General features: G+C 40.6%; 21 protein-coding genes and 1 pseudogene. 10 read left to right on the top strand and 12 right to left on the bottom strand.

Features of this window, described 5'->3' with window-relative positions; all coding sequences use genetic code 11:
- Positions 1–82 precede the first annotated feature (82 nt).
- From argH to sppA, 10 genes are all read right to left on the bottom strand, one after another.
- Entirely contained in the window at positions 83–1,456 is a 1,374-nt protein-coding gene (argH, locus tag AOQ70_RS02745; protein WP_024424805.1) for an argininosuccinate lyase, read from the bottom strand.
- Positions 1,453–2,664 carry an argininosuccinate synthase gene (locus tag AOQ70_RS02750; RefSeq protein WP_024424806.1) on the bottom strand — a complete coding sequence of 404 codons (1,212 nt, stop codon included), beginning with the start codon at positions 2,662–2,664 and terminating at the stop codon, positions 1,453–1,455. Before AOQ70_RS02750 ends, argH begins: the two co-directional genes overlap by 4 nt.
- A gap of 172 nt (positions 2,665–2,836) precedes the next feature.
- Positions 2,837–3,352, bottom strand: a complete 516-nt coding sequence (locus AOQ70_RS02755; protein WP_039180591.1) for a MogA/MoaB family molybdenum cofactor biosynthesis protein — start codon at positions 3,350–3,352, stop codon at positions 2,837–2,839.
- 284 nt (positions 3,353–3,636) lie between these two features.
- Positions 3,637–4,821, bottom strand: coding sequence for an acetate kinase (locus AOQ70_RS02760; RefSeq protein WP_024424808.1), 1,185 nt, complete (start codon positions 4,819–4,821; stop codon positions 3,637–3,639).
- A 229-nt stretch (positions 4,822–5,050) separates the two neighbouring features.
- On the bottom strand, positions 5,051–6,025 hold the full coding sequence (locus tag AOQ70_RS02765; protein WP_039180596.1) for a class I SAM-dependent methyltransferase: 975 nt from the start codon (positions 6,023–6,025) through the stop codon (positions 5,051–5,053).
- Positions 6,026–6,113: 88 nt separating this feature from the next.
- Positions 6,114–6,614, bottom strand: a complete 501-nt coding sequence (tpx, locus tag AOQ70_RS02770; protein WP_024424810.1) for a thiol peroxidase — start codon at positions 6,612–6,614, stop codon at positions 6,114–6,116.
- 112 nt (positions 6,615–6,726) lie between these two features.
- A complete protein-coding gene (gene ytfJ / locus AOQ70_RS02775) occupies positions 6,727–7,179 on the bottom strand; it encodes a GerW family sporulation protein (protein WP_024424811.1) in 453 nt (150 codons plus the stop codon).
- A gap of 14 nt (positions 7,180–7,193) precedes the next feature.
- Positions 7,194–7,901: a DUF2953 domain-containing protein gene (locus tag AOQ70_RS02780; RefSeq protein ID WP_059374780.1), complete on the bottom strand. Its 708-nt coding sequence runs from the start codon at positions 7,899–7,901 to the stop codon at positions 7,194–7,196.
- Between the two features lie 99 nt (positions 7,902–8,000).
- A complete protein-coding gene (locus AOQ70_RS02785) occupies positions 8,001–8,525 on the bottom strand; it encodes an RDD family protein (RefSeq protein WP_041086612.1) in 525 nt (174 codons plus the stop codon).
- Positions 8,526–8,539: 14 nt separating this feature from the next.
- On the bottom strand, positions 8,540–9,541 hold the full coding sequence (sppA, locus tag AOQ70_RS02790) for a signal peptide peptidase SppA (protein ID WP_059374781.1): 1,002 nt from the start codon (positions 9,539–9,541) through the stop codon (positions 8,540–8,542).
- A gap of 446 nt (positions 9,542–9,987) precedes the next feature.
- Between sppA and AOQ70_RS02795 the strand changes: the two genes are divergently transcribed.
- From AOQ70_RS02795 to AOQ70_RS02830, 8 genes are all read left to right on the top strand, one after another.
- Positions 9,988–10,791: an NAD kinase gene (locus tag AOQ70_RS02795; protein ID WP_024424814.1), complete on the top strand. Its 804-nt coding sequence runs from the start codon at positions 9,988–9,990 to the stop codon at positions 10,789–10,791.
- A 118-nt stretch (positions 10,792–10,909) separates the two neighbouring features.
- Positions 10,910–12,352: a DEAD/DEAH box helicase gene (locus tag AOQ70_RS02800; protein ID WP_059374783.1), complete on the top strand. Its 1,443-nt coding sequence runs from the start codon at positions 10,910–10,912 to the stop codon at positions 12,350–12,352.
- A 189-nt stretch (positions 12,353–12,541) separates the two neighbouring features.
- Entirely contained in the window at positions 12,542–13,597 is a 1,056-nt protein-coding gene (locus tag AOQ70_RS02805; protein ID WP_039180608.1) for a fatty acid desaturase, read from the top strand.
- Between the two features lie 110 nt (positions 13,598–13,707).
- Positions 13,708–14,844 carry a sensor histidine kinase gene (locus tag AOQ70_RS02810; RefSeq protein WP_059374807.1) on the top strand — a complete coding sequence of 379 codons (1,137 nt, stop codon included), beginning with the start codon at positions 13,708–13,710 and terminating at the stop codon, positions 14,842–14,844.
- On the top strand, positions 14,841–15,440 hold the full coding sequence (locus AOQ70_RS02815) for a response regulator transcription factor (protein ID WP_058838277.1): 600 nt from the start codon (positions 14,841–14,843) through the stop codon (positions 15,438–15,440). Before AOQ70_RS02810 ends, AOQ70_RS02815 begins: the two co-directional genes overlap by 4 nt.
- 199 nt (positions 15,441–15,639) lie before the next feature.
- Entirely contained in the window at positions 15,640–16,560 is a 921-nt protein-coding gene (locus tag AOQ70_RS02820) for an iron-hydroxamate ABC transporter substrate-binding protein (protein WP_059374785.1), read from the top strand.
- 109 nt (positions 16,561–16,669) lie between these two features.
- A complete protein-coding gene (locus AOQ70_RS02825; RefSeq protein ID WP_047203767.1) occupies positions 16,670–17,359 on the top strand; it encodes a response regulator transcription factor in 690 nt (229 codons plus the stop codon).
- A complete protein-coding gene (locus tag AOQ70_RS02830) occupies positions 17,359–18,363 on the top strand; it encodes a sensor histidine kinase (protein ID WP_059374786.1) in 1,005 nt (334 codons plus the stop codon). Before AOQ70_RS02825 ends, AOQ70_RS02830 begins: the two co-directional genes overlap by 1 nt.
- Before the next feature lie 61 nt (positions 18,364–18,424).
- Here the strand turns inward: AOQ70_RS02830 and AOQ70_RS02835 are convergent, their stop codons facing one another.
- Positions 18,425–19,678 (bottom strand): FtsW/RodA/SpoVE family cell cycle protein, encoded by a 1,254-nt coding sequence (locus AOQ70_RS02835; RefSeq protein ID WP_059374788.1) that lies wholly within the window; start codon positions 19,676–19,678, stop codon positions 18,425–18,427.
- A complete protein-coding gene (locus AOQ70_RS02840; protein ID WP_047203764.1) occupies positions 19,669–20,013 on the bottom strand; it encodes a PadR family transcriptional regulator in 345 nt (114 codons plus the stop codon). The genes AOQ70_RS02835 and AOQ70_RS02840 overlap by 10 nt, the downstream gene beginning before the upstream one ends.
- A gap of 327 nt (positions 20,014–20,340) precedes the next feature.
- On the opposite strand from AOQ70_RS02840, the gene AOQ70_RS02845 reads away from it, so the two are divergent.
- Together AOQ70_RS02845 and AOQ70_RS02850 are read left to right on the top strand one after the other, a co-directional pair.
- The gene (locus AOQ70_RS02845; RefSeq protein WP_024426158.1) at positions 20,341–21,102 is read left to right on the top strand and encodes an ABC transporter ATP-binding protein; all 762 of its coding nucleotides are present in this window, start codon (positions 20,341–20,343) and stop codon (positions 21,100–21,102) included.
- Positions 21,092–23,028 (top strand): annotated as a pseudogene (locus tag AOQ70_RS02850) (ABC transporter permease). The gene AOQ70_RS02845 and the pseudogene AOQ70_RS02850 overlap by 11 nt, the downstream one beginning before the upstream one ends.
- The last annotated feature ends 6 nt before the right edge of the window (positions 23,029–23,034 follow it).

Below are 23,034 nucleotides of genomic sequence, written 5' to 3' on the forward strand. Positions count from 1 at the left end.
GCTTTCATTTTCTCCAATGGTCATCAATCTCCTTTTTCCATGACAAAAAACCATCCGTATCATACGAATGGTTTTTTGCGTGTTATGCCAGGCAGGCTTTTGCTTTTTCTAAAGCGAGCTGGATTTGTTTGAATCCAGTTCCGCCTGCACTTGTTCTTTTTTCAACCGCCACATACGGATCAAGAACAGTGTAAATGTCTTGTTCAAAAAGCTCGCTTGCTTCTGTAAAAGTTTCAAAAGGAAGATCACTTAAGTAGATGCCTTTTTGAATACATGTATACACAAGCTTGCCAACGATTTCGTGTGCTTCACGGAATGGCATGCCTTTTTTCGCAAGGTAGTCTGCCACTTCTGTCGCATTTGAGAAATCTTCTTTTGTTGCCTTTTTCATGACATCTTCGTTGACTGTCATCGTTTGAATCATACCTGTGAAGATTTGCAGGCTGCCAGCGATGGTTTTCACTGTATCAAACATGCCTTCTTTATCTTCTTGCAGATCTTTGTTATACGTAAGCGGCAAGCCTTTCATAATCGTGAGAAGCCCCATTAGGTTGCCATACACACGGCCTGTTTTTCCGCGGATTAATTCAGCCATATCCGGGTTTTTCTTCTGCGGCATCATGCTGCTGCCTGTTGCATACGTATCATCGAGTTCAATGAATTTGAATTCTTGTGAGCACCATAAAATGATTTCTTCACAAAAACGTGAGAGGTGCATCATCACAAGACTGCTATTAGACAAAAACTCTAAAATGAAGTCCCGATCACTCACACCATCAAGGCTGTTTTCGTAAATGTGATCAAAGCCAAGCTGCTCTGCAGTATATTCACGATCAATCGGGAATGTCGTTCCTGCTAACGCTCCGCATCCAAGCGGAGATACGTTAATTCGCTTCAATGAATCTTGAAAGCGCGCTTTGTCACGCTCAAGCATCCAAAAATAGGCGAGCATATGATGGGCAAACGAAATAGGCTGTGCACGCTGCAGGTGCGTATATCCTGGGAAAATCGTTTCAACGTGCTGTTCTGCCTTTTCTACAAGCACCGTTTGAAAGGAAGAGATGAGTTCAATGATATGCTCTACTTGGTTATTCAAATATAAGTGCATATCGGTTGCAACCTGATCATTCCGGCTTCTCGCTGTGTGCAATTTGCCGCCAAGCGGACCAATCTCATCAATGAGCATTTTTTCAAGGTTTAAATGAATGTCCTCATAATCTACTGAGAATTCCAGTTCATCCGCTTCTGCCTTTTTCATGAGCGTATTTAGTCCGTCTTTGATGGCAGCGGCCTCCTCATCACCGAGGATACCGCATTTATTCAGCATACTTGCATGAGCAAGGGAGCCGGTCAGATCTTCTTTCACTAATTGTTTGTCGAAATGAATGGACGCGCCAAACTCATCGACCCATTTTTCTGGTGTTTTTTGAAATCGGCCTCCCCAAAGCTTTTTCATGCTTTAACCTGCTCCTTTTTATTCACGATGCTGTTTACTTTTGTCGGTAAGCCCCAAAGGTTAATAAATCCTACAGCTGCATCATGATCAAATTCATCTGCTTTTGTATAAGTTGCGAGATTTTCATCATAAAGTGAATATGGTGATTTACGTCCTTCTACAATGGCATGGCCTTTAAATAGTTTCACACGTACAACACCCGTTACGTTTTGCTGTGTTTCTTGTAAGAATGCATCTAGTGCTTCTTTAAGCGGTGAGAACCATAAGCCGTTGTATATTAATTCAGCCATTTTTTGTTCCACGATTGGTTTAAAGTGTGCGACTTCTTTAACAAGCGTTAAGTCTTCAAGCTCTTTATGTGCTTTAAGAAGTGTGACTGCACCTGGGCACTCGTACACTTCACGAGATTTGATCCCAACAAGTCGGTTTTCAACGTGATCGATTCTGCCAACACCATGCTGACCAGCGACTTCATTTAAATGAAGGATAAGATCAGATAATGAATACTGGATTCCGTCAATCGCTGTCGGTTTTCCTTTTTCAAACGTGATTTCAATGATTTCAGGTGTGTCAGGCGTTTTTTCAAGTGGATTTGTCAGATCATATGCACCCTCTGGCGGCGCAGCCCAAGGATCTTCTAAAATGCCACATTCGTTACTTCTGCCCCAAAGGTTTTGGTCGATTGAATATGGGCTGTCTAAGTTAATCGGAATTGGAATACCATGTTTTTGTGCATAATCGATTTCCTCATCACGAGACCATTTCCATTCACGCACTGGCGCAAGAACTTCTAGATCTGGATTCAATGCTTTAATGGATACTTCAAAACGAACTTGGTCGTTCCCTTTTCCAGTACATCCATGAGCAACAGCTACTGCATTTTCTTTTTCTGCTACTTCCACTAATTTTTTTGCAATAAGCGGACGGGATAGTGCAGATACTAGTGGGTATTTTCCTTCATACATTGTGTGTGCTTGTAATGCAGTGAGTGCAAACTCTTCAGCAAATTCTTCTTTTGCGTCAATCATGTATGATTGAACCGCTCCGACTTGAAGCGCTTTTTGTTGAACGAATGCCAAGTCTTTTCCTTCACCTACGTCAAGGCAGCAAGCAACAACTTCGTATCCTTGCTCTTGTAGCCATTTAACTGCAACAGAGGTATCAAGACCTCCGGAATATGCTAATACAACTTTTTTATTTTGTGACATGATTGAAAAGCTCCTCTCGCTTGTTTTGATTCTGTGAATGTTTTTGCATAAAAATAAGTTTTAATTTATAAACATGCATTTAGTATGTATACACTGTAACAAGGAAAAATTGTTTTTTCAACCCCTTTATGAAAAAAACTCTGCCAAATTTTCTTGGCAGAGTCATTTTGGGCTATTTTTGATCTTTTTCAAGCTCTCGTAAGACGTGAGGAAGCTCTGGAATCACGAGTTTTGTCATGGCTAAACGAACGGCTCCGGTAGATCCTGGCGTCGCAAAGACAGCCTTTTGATTGACGACCCCTGCCGCTGCCCGGGACAAGATAGCAGCTGAACCTATGTCTTCTGTATAGCTGAGCATGCGGAAGATTTCACCAAAGCCAGGCAGCTCCTTGGAAAAAAGAGGGGTAATCGCTTCAATGGTTACATCCCTTGCAGCAATTCCTGTTCCGCCATTTAACAAGACGGCGTCTATTTTCGGTTCGCTTGTTCCTTCCAGCACAGCGTCTTGAATCGATCCAATATCATCTTTTACAATATCGTATGCAAGAACAAGATGTCCCTGTTCTTTGAGCAAATCAATCATCAGGCGCCCGCTTTTATCTGTTTCCTTCGTTCTTGTATCACTGACCGTAATGACCTTCACATAAAGCCTTTCTTTCGCCTCTCGTTTATGTTCTGTCACGCTCATTTTCCGCACCGCTCCCTTTTGCTTCATATTGGACAACATTATAGCATGCTGCTTTTAACAGAAAAAAGCTCTTTTCCTTATTGGAAAAGAGCTCAGATTGTTGACAAAGGGCTAAAATGATTTTGATTTTAGCCCTTTGTCTTCTTTTCAGCGTAATAGAAAACCTTTGCAGTCTAGGAAGGACGAGCACCGGAGCGGAGCGAATTTGACATTCGTGAGCACCGAAGCGCAGACCTGCGGGCGAATGTGAGGGTTTGTCTACACCCTGAGCTTTTCAAACTTGATTACGCTAAACGCATAACGTCTCTTGCAATCATTACTTCTTCGTTTGTTGGGATGACGATCACTTTTACAGGAGAGTGCGGGTAGCTGATGAATGCTTCTTCGCCTCTCATGTTGTTTAGGGAAGGATCCCAGTAAACGCCCATGAATTCTAGACCACGAAGTACACGTGCTCTTACTTCTGAACTGTTTTCACCGATTCCAGCTGTGAAGATGATCGCATCTACGCCATTCATTCTTGCTGCATAAGAGCCGATGTATTTATGAATACGGCTCGCAAAAATATCAAGAGCAACTTCTGCACGGTCGTTTCCTTCTTCTGTTGCTTCTTCAATATCACGAAGGTCACTTGACAGACCAGACACACCTAAAAGACCACTCTTCTTATTCAAAGTAGAAAGCACTTCTTCAGCAGTATGTCCTGTTTTTTCCATAATGAATGGAATAAGAGCAGGGTCAATGTTACCTGAACGTGTACCCATTGCAACACCAGCAAGTGGTGTAAAGCCCATAGATGTATCGATTGATTTTCCGCCTTCAACTGCTGCGATACTCGCACCATTTCCAAGGTGGCAAGAAATCAGACGAAGCTCTTCTAGTGGACGGCCTAATAGCTCTGCTGCACGCTCTGTAACGAACTTGTGGCTTGTCCCGTGGAATCCGTATTTACGAATACCAAAGTTTTTGTAGTAGTCGTACGGAAGGCTGTATAGGTAAGACTGCTCTGGCATAGTTTGGTGGAACGCTGTATCGAACACAGCAACCGCTGGTACGTCAGGCAGAATTTGTTTGAATGCTTTGATTCCTACAACGTTTGCAGGGTTGTGAAGTGGTGCAAGCTCTGAAAGCTGATCAATGTCGTTAATCACTTCATCAGTTAAAAGTACAGAATCGCTGAATTTCTCTCCGCCGTGAACAACTCGGTGTCCTACGCCATCAATTTCATTAAAGTCTTTGATGATGTGAAATTCAGTTAGTTTTTCAAGCAGCATTTTGACCGCTACTGCGTGATCTGGAATATCTGTCACTTCTGTTTTCTTTTCTCCATCTACAGAAATCGTGAAGATACTGTTGTCCATTCCGATTCTTTCAACAAGCCCTTTTGTTAAAACGGTTTCTTCTGGCATGTCGAACAATTGGAATTTAAGAGATGAGCTTCCTGCGTTGATTGCAATAATTTTGGACATTACTGTCGCTCCTTTTACTCAGTTGTTATATAAGGTTTCACGTTTTTTCCGGTGCTATATTCAACCTGTTTGACGGGTCTTTTATAGTTTAACGATAAGTCCGAAAAATATCTGACTTTTTCATTTAAACATTGAAAACTTTGCATTTCAAGTGCACCTTCAAACTGTTATCGCTTACATCAATAAGTCATTATTTTCTGAATAGTAAAATAGCCAGAAATATCTCTGGCTATTCTTTCGTTTCTTTTTCTTCTATAAACCACTGGTCTAATTTTCTCATCACACCGACCATTGCTTCCTTTTGTGAGAAAGATGGAAGATTGGCAAACAGCATTCGTTTTGGTGCTTCCAGCCCTTCTCTTTTCTTTTGCATCACAAATAAGCTTTTGGCGTGTTTCTTATCCTTAAACATGGACACTGGCAGCTGAATTAACGCATTCATATACGCATGATCTTTGATGAAATCCTTTAATTGTACGCTTTCTTTACCTTCAAACAAATCGTTTGGAATGATGAAGAATAAGAAGCCGCCTTCTTTTGTGTAGCGGAGGCTTTGTTCAATGAATAAATAATGGGCAAAGGCATGTCCTTCTTTTGCCTGCAATTCAAAGTCTGCTGCACGCTCATCATTTGGATAATAGCCGACTGGCAGGCTGCATACAGTGACATCTGCCGGTGAGATCAGAAGCGGTTCAAGACTGTCCTGGTGGAAAAGCTCGACTTCTTTCTCCTCTAAATTCGCCTGGGCCCAAGCAATTTTAATGAGCACATCATCAATTTCAGACGCAAAGCCGCGCTTTGTTTCTGCAGTGAGATTGTTTAAAACCGCAAGAAGTAAGTTTCCTGTTCCCGCTGCTGGATCAAAGACAACAAGTTCTTTTTGACCTTCTAAAAATTTATTCACCAAATAGCTGACAAACAGTCCAATCGTATCTGGCGTCATCTGGCGATTTGGATGAGAAATATCCTTTTGACCTTTCAATACGGCGAGCTGAAACGCTTTACGAATCTGCTCATGATCATAAGAAGCAAAATCTGCTTTCTCTATTAAATCCTTTAATAAACCGTTTCGATCATTTGCTTGGAAAAAGGCTTCTCCTGCTTCTGCCAATGCCTCAATATAGGAAATGCTCTGTTCCTTTTTCAATCGAATAGAAGCTGTATCGAGCAGTTCAAAAATAGTACTTACTTGATCTTTCTGCAATGCTTTTCTCTCCTCGCTTTGTTAAAAGCTATATGTTCTCATTGAAAAGAGCCCCAGGTTGAAGCCGGAGCTCTTGTCGATGCTGCTTTTATAACAGTGATTTTGCAGCTTCAATGGCTTTTTCATAATTTGGGTGATTCGTTGCTTCACTTACGTATTCAGTGTAAACCACTTTTCCGTTAGGGTCTAATACAAAGACTGCGCGCGCCAATAAACGCAATTCTTTCATATACACTCCGAATGCTTCACCAAATGACATATCTCTGTGATCAGATAATGTTTCGACATTTTCAATTCCGTTTGCTCCGCACCAGCGTGCTTGTGCAAATGGAAGGTCTGCACTAATCGTATAAATATTGACCGGACCTAAACCCGCTGCCTCTTCATTGAAACGTCTTGTTTGTGCGTCACACACACCTGTATCAATAGAAGGAATCACTGAGATGATCGTCACTTTTCCTGCTAAATCAGAAAGTGAAACTTCTCCAAGTGAGTTCGTTAAAACCGTAAAATCAGGAGCCTGCTCGCCTACTTTTACTTCATTTCCTACAAGCGTGACAGGACTTCCTTTAAATGTGATCGATGCCAAAACAATTCCTCCCTTTTCAAATGTATGGTTCTATCATAGTAGAGAAAGCAAAAAACTGCAAAGCCTAATCGTCCATTTTGAAAAAAAAGTTAACTGCAGCGCAGCTAACTTTTTAAAGGTCTATGTCATCTAGTTTTCGTTCTTTATGACGGTGCTCCCGCTCATCCTTCTTAAACATGTGCTGAAGACGTTCAATTGCTTGAGGAGCAGAATCCAATATTTTATCGAGCAGATGTGTGTGTTCATCCAAATGAAGCATTCGAACTCCGTTTGTTCCTACAATTAAGAAGGCAATTGGTGTAATCGATACCCCGCCGCCGCTTCCGCCGCCAAATGGGAGTCTCGGTTCTTTTCGTTCTTGATCATCAGAACGCTTTTCCTTCTTTTGGTTCCCGTTAAATTCACTGCCGCCGGCTGCAAATCCAAAACCAACCTTTGACACAGTGAGAATGACACTGCCGTCAGGGGTTTCGACTGGATCGCCGATGATTGTATTCACATCTATCATTTCTTTTAAGTTTTCCATCGCTGTCTTCATGAGACCTTGGATTGGATGATCTGCCATTTTCGGGTTCCTCCTTAAACAGATGATTCATTCTTCGTTGCTTGAAGAGAGGCACTTTTTCTCGCCTTTCTCCCTTTTAACCAATGGACAAGTAAACGAATGGCTGCAAGCATAGCATGTCCAATACGAAAATAAGCTATACATGTAAACTGAGTCTGCGATACGTTGTGCTGAAAGGCCGGAATGACTTCATATACAGGTTTATGCTTAAAGGTGAGATGCTCCTGCATAAAGGCAAGCAGCGCTCCTTTAACTGACCACACACCGCCGGCTGCTACACCTGTTAAAGCGGCGTCATGAAAGCCGATCCATGTCGACCAGTGAAATGAGACAACCCTTATGTGAATGAAGAACTTGCGCATGATCCGGTTTAAATCGACAATCTCTTTTGTGATGCGCTCCATTTGATGAAGGATTTGCTTCATATCACGTTTTCCTACTTTTTTATGCATCGATTCTTTTTCGTGATCAGGGGTTTTGGCGCTTTCCATTTTCTTTTCACGAATATCAATCGTTTGGTCTTCTGGATTGACCCTCACCATCGGAATCTCTTTTTTGAGTCTGATCAATCCATATAAGGTGATGACCTTCAGTGCAATATGGTCATTGTCGTTTGTATGCGAATAGTCCAGCGAAATGGTTACTTTCATGAAAATCAACAAGATCACAAGAAACAACAACGCTGCGATCCAAACGTAAAGCACTGTGCTCACTTCCTCCATAACAAATGATGCTTCCCCTACGATTATGGCTCTCATTCTGGATTTTATACCCAATCAACAAAAAAAGAGTTTGACCAGTACGCGGCCAAACTCCTCTGATTATACGTTTGATTCTGTTTTTTCATATAAATGTTCATGGACGACCACTGTATCAGCAAAGTAATCATGAACCCCTTGCTTTTTCGGCGAGAACCCAACGATTGCATAGAGAACAAAGATCGTATTAATGTAGCGTCCCACAATCTCTCTAAAGAAAATAACATCCCATGCCAGCTTCTTCTCAGGCTGAAGTGAGACCACTTTAATCCCAAACACCATCTTGCCGAGTGTTTGTTGAAAGATTTTCGTCATGATGGCGAAATAAAGGAGGAATACAATCGTCGTTGTGACGGAAAATGGAGAAAACCATCCCCCTCCTTTGGACCAACCAAACAGACTAAAGATTGGAGAAACCGTCAAATGGTTGACACCCCAGACGACGAGCCAATCAAGAATAAACGCCCAAAATCTAATCCAAAAACCTGCAAACGCCTGTGCTTCAATTGAAGCGCGCTTCACAAAGGCCGGCTTCGATTCTTCCTCTTGGCTGCGGCTTTCGCTTACTTCATCGAATGTAGAATCCATCTATGATCCCTCCTTTATTTTGAATAGAGATACATCGGTTTAGACCCATTTGAGCCAGCCAGTGTTTCTTTTAAATTCAGAAAATCAATTTCGCTTTTAAAGAGCTTGCTTGCACTCATGTTGAAGAGAGAGTTCCAGCCAAAGCTTTGAGAATAGCTGACCACTGTTGCTCCTTTTAAGCCTTTTTCATTTTTCTTCATCGCTTTTAATGCATCTTCATAATACCCAAGCTCATCGACTAATCCGTTCGATTTTGCCTGTGTCCCGTCATATACTCGGCCGTCAGCAATTTTCTTGACTTCCTTTTTTGACATGCCTCGTCCTTCAGAGATCACTTTGACAAATCCTTCGTAAGAGTTATCGACCATGCTTTGCATGATGTTGCGCTCATCTTTTGTCATATCACGGTTAGGAGACATGATGTCTTTGAACTTCCCGCTCTTAATCGTTTCATATTTAATGCCCAAATTATCTGCCAGCTTTGAATAATTCAAGCTTTGCATAATAACACCTAGCGATCCTGTTAATGTTTCAGGTGAAGCAAAGATTTTCTTCGCTGGAGTTGACACGTAGTAGCCGCCAGAAGCTGCCATTGAGCCCATAGATACGTAAATCGGCTTCTTTGCTTTTTTCACTTCTTCTAATTTTTTATGTATTTCAGCACTTTCATAGACACCGCCGCCAGGAGAGTTAACGCGCAGCAGTACGCCTTTTACCGAAGCATCCTCTTTCGCTTTATCTAGTTCCTTGAGGAATGCACGATGATCATACCCTTCTCCGCCTAATAGGCTCGAGGCACCTCCATTATCTTGAATCGTTCCATTAATCTCAAGAACAGCAATCTTGCCTGCACCGCTGCCATTCTCTAGTACCTTCTCTTCTATTTCATCCCCGAATTGATAGCTCATTTTATTGTCATTGAAGCTATCGAACAAGGCCATCGTGACACTAATTACAATTGAAAATCCGAAAACACCAAGTGCAATAATTAGCGCTACCCATCTTTTCGCATTCATCTTTTTCTCCTCCTTTTGATCTCACTTCATTCATACGAATGCCCACATGAAATGTTTCACAGGAATTGTGGTTTTTTTACATTTCATGTAGGCATATGATAGCACCTCTCTTAAATAACGATCAACTTTACATCGTCTACGTAGACAAGCGTATGACGAAAAATTGGCTTTTTTATCCTCTCCCTGCACCTAATAGGCTATATCTTCACCGCAACGAAACACCTAAACCATTCTTTCATGAGAAAACGGCTATTCAATTATGCTCAGGATTCAGCCATTTCGAATCACTCACATCGACTCATTTCTCATCATGCAAATCTGATCATTAGATGGTTCTTTCTAATGTTTTTACTTTCATATGAAAAAAGTGTAAAATGTGAGCAAGGGTTTTCATGTAAGCCCTTTATTATTGGAAATTATTTTTGACAGCAAAGGGGAGAACGTCAATGACAGACAATCGACGCAATGTATTTTTCTTTTACAAAAAAGATCATGAATTGGATGGACACATTTCTTCTCTCGAGAAGCTCGCTACCGATCAAGGCTTTCACGTCGTCAAGCGTGCAGAGGATGCCCATATTATTGCTTCAATTGGCGGTGATGGCACATTTCTTCAAGCAGTCCGCAAAACGAACTTCCGGGATGACTGCTTGTATGTAGGGGTATCAAAATCAGAGAATACGCACCTATACTGTGATTTCTCGTTAGAACATTTTGATAAAATGATTGATGCCATGAACACTGAACAGCTTGAAGTGAGAAAATATCCAATTATCGATGTAAGCGTTGACAGCACAAATCAGTTCCATTGCTTAAATGAACTGTCGATCCGCTCCAGCATTATTAAAACATTTGTGATCGATGTGTATATAGATGATTTCCATTTTGAAACTTTTAGAGGCGACGGCATGATTATTTCCACTCCGACTGGTTCAACGGCTTACAATAAATCCGTGAGCGGCGCCGTGGTTGATCCGATGCTTCCATGTATGCAAGTCACAGAGCTTGCATCTCTGAATAACAACTCGTACCGTACATTAGGCGCTCCTTTCATTTTAAGCAGTGACCGTAAGCTGACGCTGAAGGTGGTGCAGGATGGAAACGATCATCCAATTATCGGGCTTGATAACGAAGCGCTCGGTACAAAACACGTCAAACAAATTGACATTGGACTTTCAGGAAAAGTGATTAAAACGGTGAAATTAAAAGACAACTCTTACTGGGAAAAAGTAAAACGAAGATTCCTTTAATCTTTCAGATTATTGAGGGTTTAAAGCTCCTTTATGGGGCTTTTTTTTATGTCTTTTCATTCACGGTCATGGTTATGGTATGATGTCACAAGTATGATTGTACGAAAAGGAGAACACGATGACATTACAACATTTTGATCAATATCCATTAAGTGATGAATTGAAACAAGCGCTAGAAGCGCTTCACTTCCATACACCTACACCCGTTCAGCACGAGACATTATCTGTTGCTTTTTCAAAGCAGGATTTAATCGTCAAATCTCAGACTGGCAGTGGCAAGACTGCAGCATATGGTCTGCCGATTTGTGAAATGGTTGATTGGGCTGAAAATAAGCCTCAAGCACTTATCCTCGTTCCGACACGAGAACTCGCCATGCAGGTCAAACAAGACCTCACAAGCCTTGGACGATTCAAACGAATCAAAGCCGCAGCCATTTTTGGAAAAGCCTCTTTTCAAGCGCAGAAAGTAGAGCTTTCACAGAAAAACCATATTGTGTGCGGGACACCAGGCCGCATTTTGGATCACCTTGAGAAAGGCACCCTTTCTTTAGAAAATCTCAAATTTTTCGTGTTAGATGAAGCGGATGAAATGCTGAACATGGGATTTATCGATCAGGTTTCTTCTATTATTCAGTATCTGCCGCCAAAGCGCATGTCGATGCTATTTTCAGCGACAATGTCTGAAGATATGAAGAAATTGAGCGAACAATTTTTACAATCACCGAAAATCATTGAGATCGCACGTGAAGAAACGTCTGTACAGCAAATCACCCATACCGTAATTGAAACAGAAGAGGAATCGAAATTCTCCCTTCTTCAGCGGACGATCGTCATTGAAAATCCAGATAGCTGCATTATTTTCTGTAATACACAGGACCGGGTGAATGAACTCACGATGAAGCTGGATGAATGGGATGTGCCTTGTGACAAAATTCATGGCGGCATGAGACAGGAAGACCGCTTTGATGTGATGGATGAATTTAAAAAAGGTGAATTCCGTTATCTGATCGCAACAGATATAGCAGCCCGGGGAATTGATGTCAGTGATATGACACATGTCATTCATTATGATCTTCCTTATGAAAAAGAGCGCTATATTCACCGAACTGGTAGAACAGGCAGAGCGGGAAAAAGCGGAAAAACGATTGCGTTTATGACAAAGAATGCTAAGCCGCTTATTGATGAATTAAAGCAGGATGCCGGCATAGATTTTCAAACTCAGCCTTATCCAACGAAGGAAGAAGCAGAAAAGCATGTAGAAAGCTTTGAAGAAAAGATTGAAACGCCTGTTCAAAAGGAAAATAAACAGGCAGGCGTTGAGAAGGATATTATGAAGCTTTATTTTAACGGCGGAAAGAAAAAGAAGCTGCGAGCTGTTGATTTCGTTGGGACCATTGCCAAAATAGATGGCGTTGCATTCGATGACATTGGGATTATTACAATTCAAGACACGAAAACATATGTAGATATTTTAAACGGCAAAGGTCCTCTTGTGCTGAATGCCATGCGCCACACAACCATTAAAGGCAAGCAGTTAAAAGTACATGAAGCACGTTCATAAAAAGTAAAGGCTCAGCGCCTTTACTTTTTTATTGATGATGTAATAAGCGCACAAACGTTGATCCCATCAGCCTTTTTGATGACAAACATGACAAATGTCATATTGAATACATGATGGGTGCTACTATGAGCATGACACCTTTCCTTCTATACTTTGAAGTAGAAAGAAACGGAAAGGACTTGAACGTTCATGACGACTTCAACAAACACACAGCAGCAAGCTACTTTAAGAAAACAAGTGGGTCAATTCTCTGGTGCTGATTCGAAAAAAAGTATCATTCAACTCTTTAATACATTCATTCCATTTTTAGGGCTTTGGTTTCTTGCCTATTATAGCCTGAATATCTCCTACCTTTTAACCCTCTTCTTTGCGGTTATTGCAGCTGGGTTTTTAGTACGTGTCTTTATTATTTTTCACGACTGCTGCCATCAATCCTTTTTTAAACAGAAGCCGCTAAATCACCTGTTCGGTTTTTTAACGGGCGTACTCACCCTTTTCCCTTATCTTCAATGGCAACGAGATCATTCAATTCACCATGCCACAAGCAGCAATTTAGACAAACGAGGTACTGGCGACATCTGGCTCCTAACAGTCAAAGAATATCAAGAAGCATCAGCATGGACGAAATTTCGCTACAGATTTTATCGTAACCCGTTTGTGATGTTTATTTTAGGACCGATCTTTGTCTTTCTCTTAAAAAACCGTTTCAACGTCAAAAATGCTCGTAAAAAAGAGCGTTGGAACACGTATTTCACAAACGTGAGCATCATTGCGTTAGCAGCCGTAACATGTCTTCTTTTTGGCTGGCAGGAATTCCTGCTTGTTCAAGGTCCGATCTTCCTAATCTCAGGATCTATCGGTGTATGGTTGTTTTATGTACAGCATACGTTTGAGGATTCTTATTTTGAAGCAGATGAACATTGGAACTATGTGCAGGCAGCTGTTGAAGGAAGCTCTTTTTACAAATTACCAAAGCTTCTTCAATGGTTAACAGGTAATATTGGTTACCATCATGTCCATCATTTAAGCCCAAGAGTACCGAATTATCATTTAGAGCATGCTCATGAGCAAAGTGAACCGTTGCAAAATGTCCCAACCATTACATTAAAAACAAGTATTGAATCCATGAAATTTAGATTGTGGGATGAAGAAACGAAAGCATTCGTTACCTTCAAAGAGGCAAGGCAATCTAAGAAGATGAACGTCCCTGTTATCAAAGGAGACATTCTGAAGAAAAATGCATAATTGGTTCAAGCTCTTTCTTACACTAGAAGGAGCTTGTTATCATTTACAGGATGCAGCCGCATGTTGAATTTGATAAAGTAAGGAAAAAGAATGAAAAAGGTGGCACACGGATGAAAAAACAGTTTAAAATTCAAAAATTGCATGGGATTTCCCCTTATATATGGGCCATTTTTTTCATCCTGCCCTTCTATTTTATCTTTAAGACACCTTCGACTTTAGGCATTGTGATCGGCATTATTTTGAACGTCGTCTTTTTCGCTGTGTATCGTTTTGCGTTTGTCGCAAAAGGCTGGTCTTTATATGTCTTCGGTCTTTTATTGATCGGTATTTCAACTGGTTATGTGATGCTCTACAGCTATATTTATTTCGCTTTTTGCATCGCCTATTTTAACGGACATATCAAACGAAAAGTCCCCTTTTATATCTTGTACTATATCCATCTGGCGAGCGCCGCCGTGGCAGTGAACTTTAGTTTGATCTTAAAAAAGGGCTGGTTTCTCACACAAATTCCTTTTGTCGTCATTACCCTGATTAGTGCCATTCTTCTTCCACTTAGCATTCGAAGCAGGAAGGAACGTGAACGGCTTGAGGAGAAATTAGAATATGCCAATGAACGGATTGCTGATCTTGTGAAGCTGGAAGAAAGGCAGCGCATTGCTCGCGACCTGCATGACACCCTTGGACAAAAGCTTTCTTTGATCGGTTTAAAAAGTGATCTTGCCCGTAAACTCGTGTATAAAGACCCTGAACAGGCTCGTGCCGAACTCAAAAGCGTCCAGCAGACTGCCAGAACGTCTCTCAATGAGGTGCGAAAGATTGTTTCCTCTATGAAAGGCATTCGAATTAAAGATGAAATGTCGAACATCGAGCAAATTCTCGAAGCAGCTGGAATTGAATTGATCTATGATGAAAAGGAAGCACCGAAACACATCTCACTCCTGAACGAAAACATTGTGAGTATGTGCATCAAAGAGGCGGTGACGAATGTCGTCAAACATAGTGACGCGACGGTTTGTAAAATCACCATTCACCAAAAATCAAAGGAAGCGATCATCACCGTTGAGGACGACGGAACATTTAAAGGCGACTATCCTTCCTCTCAATCGAAGGGTCACGGCCTTTTAGGAATAAGAGAAAGATTGGAATTTGCAAATGGCCGCCTGCGTATTGAGACAAAGGATGGGACAAAGCTCATTATGATCATTCCAAATGATTCAGCTGCAAAAGAAAAGGAGGGGATGAAATGATCAACATCTTTATCGCAGAAGATCAGCAAATGCTGCTTGGTGCACTCGGTTCACTTCTCGATTTAGAAGACGATATGACGGTTGTTGGAAAGGGTACGAATGGTCAAGATGCCATCGATTTTGCCAAAAAACACGCTGTTGATATTTGCTTAATGGATATTGAAATGCCGGGAAAATCTGGACTTGATGCAGCGGAAGAGCTTAAAGGATCAGATGTGAAAATCATCATTTTGACGACCTTTGCCCGCTCTGGTTATTTCCAAAGAGCGTTAAAAGCTGGCGTCAGCGGCTATATGCTGAAAGACAGCCCCAGCGAGGAACTCGCAAGTGCGATTCGCAGTGTGATGAAAGGGAAAAAGGTGTATGCCCCTGAATTGATGGAAGACTTATATAGTGATGAAAATCCTTTAACGGAGCGAGAGAAATCGGTCCTTGAACTCGTCGCAGACGGTAAAAACACAAAAGAAATTGCAAAAGAACTCAGCATTAAAAGCGGCACTGTCCGGAACTACATTTCCATTATTTTAGATAAGCTAGAAGTTAAGAACCGCATCGAGGCCATTACCCGCTCAAAAGAAAAAGGCTGGTTTAAATAAGAAAAAAGATCAGGACACACGCTGCCTTGATCTTTTTTTTGATAAAAAATCTCATCTTTATTTTTTATCACCAGCTATCAAAATGTCATTGACAACAGCCCACAGTCCTATGATATGATATCCGAGTGATAATAATTATCATTATCACTAATTCAACCAAATATACGGCTATGTGCCGATTTCAAAGGAGTCTACATTCATGAAGAAAATATTGTTCCCTCTGATGCTCATCTTTGTACTTGCATTGAGCGCATGTGGCAATAGCAGCAGCTCTTCCTCAAATAAAGGAAATCAATCAACATCATCAGACAAAATTACATATCAATCTGAAAATGGACCTGTGAAGCTACCAGCGCATCCAAAACGTGTTGTTGTTCTAGGTTCTTACACAGGTAATGTCATGTCACTTGGTGTGAACCTTGTCGGCGTTGACTCTTGGTCCAAAAAGAACCCTCGCTTCCAAAAGGAATTAAAAAATGTGGAAGAAGTATCGGATGCCAATGTAGAGAAAATTATGAAGCTAAAGCCTGATGTCATCATTGGTTTAAGCAATACTAAAAATGTAGAAAAACTCAAAAAAATCGCACCAACCGTTTTGTTTACGTATAACAAAGTCGATTACCTTCAGCAGCACATTGAAATTGGAAAAGTATTAAACAAAGAAAAAGAAGCCAAAGCTTGGGTAAAAGATTTCAAAAAACGTGCAGATGAAGCTGGAAAAGAAATCAAAGCAAAAATCGGTAAAGATGCAACAGTTTCTGTCTTTGAAAGTGGCACAAAAGAGCTCTACGTCTTTGGAGATGCATGGGGCCGCGGAACAGAAATCCTCTACCAGGAAATGAAACTGAAAATGCCTGAGAAAGTGAAAGAAAAAGCATTAAAAGCCGGCTACTATGCAGTTTCACAGGAGGTCATTCCTGAATTTGCTGGAGATTATATGATCATTAGTAAAAACAGCGAAATGGACAATTCCTATCAAAACAGTAAAATTTACAAGTCCATCCCAGCTGTCAAAAAACATCGTGTGTATGAGGCCAATGCAGAAGAATTCTATTTTAATGACCCGATCACACTTGAATACCAACTCTCATTCTTTAAAAAGCACTTTTTAGGTAAATAAGCTGAAGCAAGGGATCTCTTCCCTTGCTTTTTTCTTGTCTACTTCTAGCGGCATGGTCCTTTTTCCGCTACAATGACAACAAGCGAATACAAAAAGTGTGGTGCTGATTTTGTTTAAGATTTTACTAATTGAAGATGATACAACACTCTTCCAAGAAATCAAAGAACGTCTAGTCAACTGGTCCTATGATGTTTATGGGATTCAAGATTTTCATCAGGTGCTGCAGGAATTCACATCTGTCCAGCCTGATCTCGTCATTATTGATATACAGCTGCCAAAATACGATGGCTTTCACTGGTGCCGGATGATTCGGCATCATTCAAATGTTCCAATCATCTTCCTCTCCTCAAGAGACCACCCTGCTGATATGGTCATGTCGATGCAGCTCGGAGCCGATGATTTTGTGCAAAAGCCCTTCCACTTTGACGTGCTCATTGCCAAAATTAATGCTGTTCTTCGCCGAGTGCATGATTATAATGCAGAGCCGGCCAGCCTAAAGGTGTGGTGCGGCGCTGCCATTGACCTAGAAAAAAACACCGTAACAAATGATCACGGTGAGGTTGAATTAACAAAAAATGAGTTATTTATTCTCAAGGAATTGATTCAGCATAAAAATCATATCGTCAGCCGGGAATCACTCATTCAAGCATTGTGGGAGGATGAACGATTTGTCAGTGACAATACACTGACTGTAAACGTCAACCGGCTCAGAAAAAAACTAGACGAGATCTCCCTTGGCGCCTTCATTGAGACAAAAGTGGGTCAAGGCTATCTTGCAAAAGAAAAGGATGATCAATGATGCTGCAAGCATTTTTAAAAGAACGAAGAAGCTGGATTCTTTTCTTTCTTAGTTTGCAGCTCCTCATTCTATTTGTTGCTTATTTGGATACGACCATTCCCATCGCTTCTCTTTTCTATATTGTGCTATTATCTACGTTTCTCATGATTGTCTTTCTCTTTTTTCGATACCGAAAAGAAACGGCTTATTATGAGAGGTTGAAAGAATGGGATGATGACATTGAACATCAAATGCGGCTAACCCCCTCTTCCCCATTTGAGCAGCTCATACATGATGCGACGTCAGAGCAAATTGCACGCTACCGGCGGATGGCAGCAGAGCAGAAAATCGCTCTTGAAGAAGAAAAAGATGAATTGCTCTCTTGGATACATGAGGTCAAAACACCGCTTACAGCGATGCGCTTAATGATTGACCGCTTAACAGATCAGCAGCTGAAATCAAATATGACGTACGAGTGGCTCAGAATACATTTATTACTTGATGCCCAGCTGCACCAAAGCAGAGTTCGTCATATCGAGAATGATTTATTCATTGAAAAGCTGGACCTGCAAAGCATCATCGCAAAGGAAATCAAAGCGCTCCAATCATGGTGCATGCAAAAAGGAATCGGCTTTGAGCTGGCGCTGGAGGAACGTACCGTATTAAGTGATATAAAATGGCTATCCTTTATGCTCAGACAGGTACTCACAAATGCAGTCAAATACAGCCATTCTTCCGATATTGTCATTGAAAGCAAGCAAATAAATGACCAAGTCATGCTGACAATCACAGATCAAGGCAGAGGAATTGATCCAAGAGACATCTCTCGTATTTTTGAAAAAGGCTTTACCTCGACAAGACATCACAATGACACCGCCTCAACAGGAATGGGGCTCTATTTAACGAAAAAAGGAGCTGACGCTCTTCATATCACGATCGAGGTCAACTCCACGATAGATCAAGGTACAACCTTCACCTTCACCTTTCCGAAAAAGAATGATTTTGTTCATATTGCGAGCATGTAAAAAGCAATCGCAATCTCTTCGCGGCTGTCAAAACTTGCGCGAAGAGATTGAGGTGGCTTACTTAGGAAATACTTCCCGCTTCTTGGTGAAAAACATCTCCCATCTGTCTCCGTCTATAAATACTTAATATCAGCCCAACAGCCATCATTTCTAGAAGAATATGTGAACCTCCATAGCTCATGAAAGGCATAGACACTCCAGATAATGGCAACAAGCCAAAGTTTGTGAAAATGCTTAACAGATATTTTGCTGCAAACACAGCCGCTAAACCTGTCATGACCATTTTGCCATAAGCCATTTTCACTCGTTTTGCTGTACGAAATACTCTGTGAATAAAGATGACAAACAACAGGAGCGCAATGAGCCCTGCCAACCAGCCAAATGAATAAATGATATATGTAAACATCCAATCCGTGTGAACCTCAGACATAGCATAAGGTGTGATCTGAAGCCCGTTTGAGCTGAATTCATGAACTTTGAAAAAGGAACGGTGTCTATCTGCTTGAAAAAGAGAAAACACTTCAAACATTAGATATAACACGCCTGTTGCCGTCAGCAGAATGATTTGCTTATAACTTGCGCTAGACACATACATCACGGTTAAGCACATGACCAGACAGATAACGGTCGCAGGAAGAAAACCAATCGTACTGATTAAAATAATCGGTAAAGCCATCATCCCTACTCCAAGCCAAGTTTTGTACGCATTTTCCCAATTCCAATTGTGAAAGATCCCTGCTAAAGAAATAGCTAGAAGAAAAGGCATAATCTCAGTCAAATTTATTGATACATCACGTATTCTTAAAAAAAGAATACCGTTCACTCTTGACCCGAACATCATCGAAAAAATCAGCATTCCGAGTGTCCCAATGTATAAATACCAAGAGTATTTCAATAAGCGCCGATAATCGAAGGAAAACAAACCAAACATAAGCGCTAAACCTACCAGATAAAAGGCAAGGCTTTTATAAAAAATGTTCATGTTTTGAAGATTTGTAAAATCTGAATGAAACTGTAAAAAGTACATCACAAGCAGCCCGCAAGAACAAGCGGCTAGCACTAGAAGAATCATCTTAAAATCGATTTGGACTTTATGTGTTTCGTGAAGCTGCGTTCCGAGAATTTCCGCATCACCAATTTGGTCCAACGCTTGCTCTACCGCCTCTTCTTCAGACATCCCAGCATTCATTGCTTCCTCTTTTAGCGTGTATAGATGATCCATCAGCTCAAGCTTTATATTCGAATGAACATCTTTATTTTTAATTCGTTTACATACACTTTTGACATACTTCTCGAACTTTTTATCTAATCCCATGCGATTTTCTCTCCGTTCAAAACGCCATCAACTGCTTGTTTGAATACGTTCCATTCTTCTTTCTTTTCCTGTATCAATGCTTTCCCTTGTTCATTTATTTTGTAATACTTTCTTTTCCGGTTGCCATTCCCTTCGCCCCAATAAGAGATAATGAACTCTTTCCCCTCCAAATTGTGCAAAATAGGATAGATTGTTCCTTCTTTAAAGCTGAAAATCCCTTCCGATTTCGTCTCTAATTCTTTAATCATTTCATATCCATACATCGGTCTTTCATTTAATAAGCTTAAAATAAGGGTAGCTGTACTTCCCTTTAGAAGCTCTTTACTCACTTTCATTCTTAGTTACCTCCAATACATAGATTTACTATGCATTTATTTAATATGCATATCATACATGAATAAAATGGCCATGTAAAGCTTCAAAACAGCATCCTGACATGAAAAATCTGAGAAGATTGATACATAAGAGTGAAAAACAGATAAAATAAATGGGGAAAGAAAACTCACCCTAATAAGAAACTGGTTTACATACAATTTGTTTAAAAAACAAGCATGTGACAACAATGTCACATGCTCGTCTGTTTTGTTCGCCAAATCGAAGGACGTCTGGCAGGCTTCTTTTTATACTAGAGTTATCAATTAAAAGAAAAAGGGGTTCAGCAAATGAACATTTTAGAAGCTCGCAAAATTTATAAAAGCTATGGAAATAAATTCAACAAACAAGAGGTGCTGAGTGGTATTGATTTAACCATTGAAGCCGGGGAATTTGTCAGTATCATGGGGCCATCAGGCTCGGGGAAAACAACCCTTCTGAACGTATTGTCGTCTATCGATCATGTGTCCAGCGGATCCATTCGTATTGCAGATGCTGAGATGACGCAAATGAAGGATCAGCAGCTTGCGGAATTTAGAAAAAAGCAGCTTGGCTTTGTTTTTCAAGATTATAATTTACTTGATACACTCACAGTCAAAGAAAACATCCTTTTGCCTTTATCCATCTCCAAAACGCCAAAAAAAGAAGCTTTTGAACGTTTTCAACAGCTTGCAGAAGACATGGGGATTTATGAACTAAGAGACAAATACCCGAACGAACTCTCTGGCGGACAAAAGCAGCGGACATCGGCGGTTCGTGCCTTCATTCATGAACCAAGTCTTATTTTCGCTGATGAACCTACAGGGGCACTTGATTCCAAATCGGCATCTGACCTGCTCAACAAACTGCAAGATTTCAATCGCAAACGAAAAGCGACCATTGTGATGGTGACACATGATCCTGTCGCAGCCAGCTATTCAAGCCGCGTCATTTTTATCAAGGATGGACAGATTTATACACAGTTGAATAAAGGCGCTTTAGAAAGAAAAATGTTTTTCGAGGATATTATGAAAACGCAAGGTGTCTTAGGCGGTGTGAAGCATGAACATTAATCAGCTCATCTTTCGTAACCTGAAGAAAAATTTGAAGAATTACTATTTATATGTGTTTGCTCTCGTGTTTAGTGTGGCGCTCTATTTTTCCTTTGTCACCTTGCAATACTCACCAGCACTTGATGATGTAAAAGGCTCCATTAAAGGCGGTGCTTCGATTAAAGCCGCTTCGGTTCTGCTTATAGCCATCGTCGGTATTTTCCTGCTATATGCGAATAGCATTTTTATTAAGCGCAGAGGAAAAGAAATAGGTCTCCTGCAGCTCATTGGTATGACGAAACAAAAAATTTCCAGACTGCTCAATGCAGAGAACTTTATTCTATACGTGACAGCCATGACTATCGGCATCATTGCAGGCTTTATCGGTTCAAAGCTGATGCTGATGGTGTTATTTAAAGTGACTGGTGTTAATGCCATCGCCAATCTGCATTTTTCGGGCATGGCCCTTCTGCAAACACTCATTGTCTTTTTTATTATCTATGGATTGATTATGCTGAGAAATAGACGTTTTATTAATAAACAAACGATTTTATCTTTGTTTAGAACAACGTCTTCGACAGAACAGCGTGTGAAAAAGATCTCTGTGTTTGAAATCATCATTGGAGTGTTCGGTATTGTCTTGATCAGCTCAGGCTATTATATTTCTTCTAAGCTTTTTACCGGCTCATATACGTCCATGTTTGAGTTACTTTTAGCCATGATTTATATTCTAGCCTCTGTTATCATCGGTACCTTTCTTTTTTACAAAGGCTCTGTTTCTTTCATTGCCAATATTGTACGTAAAAGAAAAAATGGCTATCTCGCCATTCATGAAGTATTATCTCTGTCATCCATTATGTTCCGGCTAAAATCAAATGCACTGCTTTTAACGATTATTACAACCGTATCTGCACTTGCCATCGGTTTGCTGGCTCTTAGCTACATTTCCTATTACTCAGCAGAAAAAACCGCTGAGCAGATGATTCCAGCTCATTTCGCCATGGGCTCAGAAAAAGAAGCAGCAACCTTCACTCGTGCACTTTCTGACAAACATATTGCTTATGATCAAAAGCAGTTCAAAGTGATTCAAGCGAAATTTGATGCGAAAAAAATAGTGGATTCAGAGGTGAAAAATATGAAGAATGATCCAGGCGTATTGACACTGCCTGTGATCAGTGAGAAAAATGCACCAAATTTTCATGTGGAGAACAACGAAGTATTTTAAGCGGCTACAGTGATCTATTAAAGAAAATCATGCCGATTCAAAGCTCAGGCGATGTGAAGCTTCTCATTAAGAAACCGCTTGATTTGAAAGTCATAGATATGAAGAAAGATTATCTCATTTCTTACAACTTCACTTTTGGCGGTCTACCTGTTGCCGTCGTGAGTCAAGATGTTTTTGAGCAGCTCGATCAACAAAAAGATCCAAAGCTACAGCTTGAAAATAGCCAATATATCTCAGTCAATATAAAAGATGATAAAAATCTTGAACAAGCAAATAGCGTGTTTACATCTTTAAAACTAAGTGACAACAGCATGTCTCAATTAGCTTCAGCTCAGCAGCAAAAACAAACAATAGGACTGATGATGTTTGTGGTCGGGTTTTTAGGCCTTAGCTTCCTTGTCACATCTGGCTGTATTTTATACTTTAAACAAATGAATGAAAGTGAAGAGGAACAAAGCTCCTATACGATCTTGCGTAAGCTTGGTTTTACTGAGAAGGACCTATTAAAAGGCATCCGGCTTAAACAGCTGTTTAACTTTGGGATTCCGCTCATCGTCGGATTGCTGCACAGCTACTTTGCTGTACAATCAGGCTGGTTTTTATTCGGCGGAGAATTGTGGACTCCAATGCTCATCGTTATGTCGATTTACACTGTCCTCTATTCTATCTTCGGATTCCTATCTGTCCAATATTATAAAAAGGTCATTAAGGATTCCTTGTAATCAATT

Source organism: Bacillus sp. AM 13(2015) (assembly GCF_001518755.1).
Classification (GTDB): domain Bacteria; phylum Bacillota; class Bacilli; order Bacillales; family Bacillaceae; genus Bacillus; species Bacillus safensis.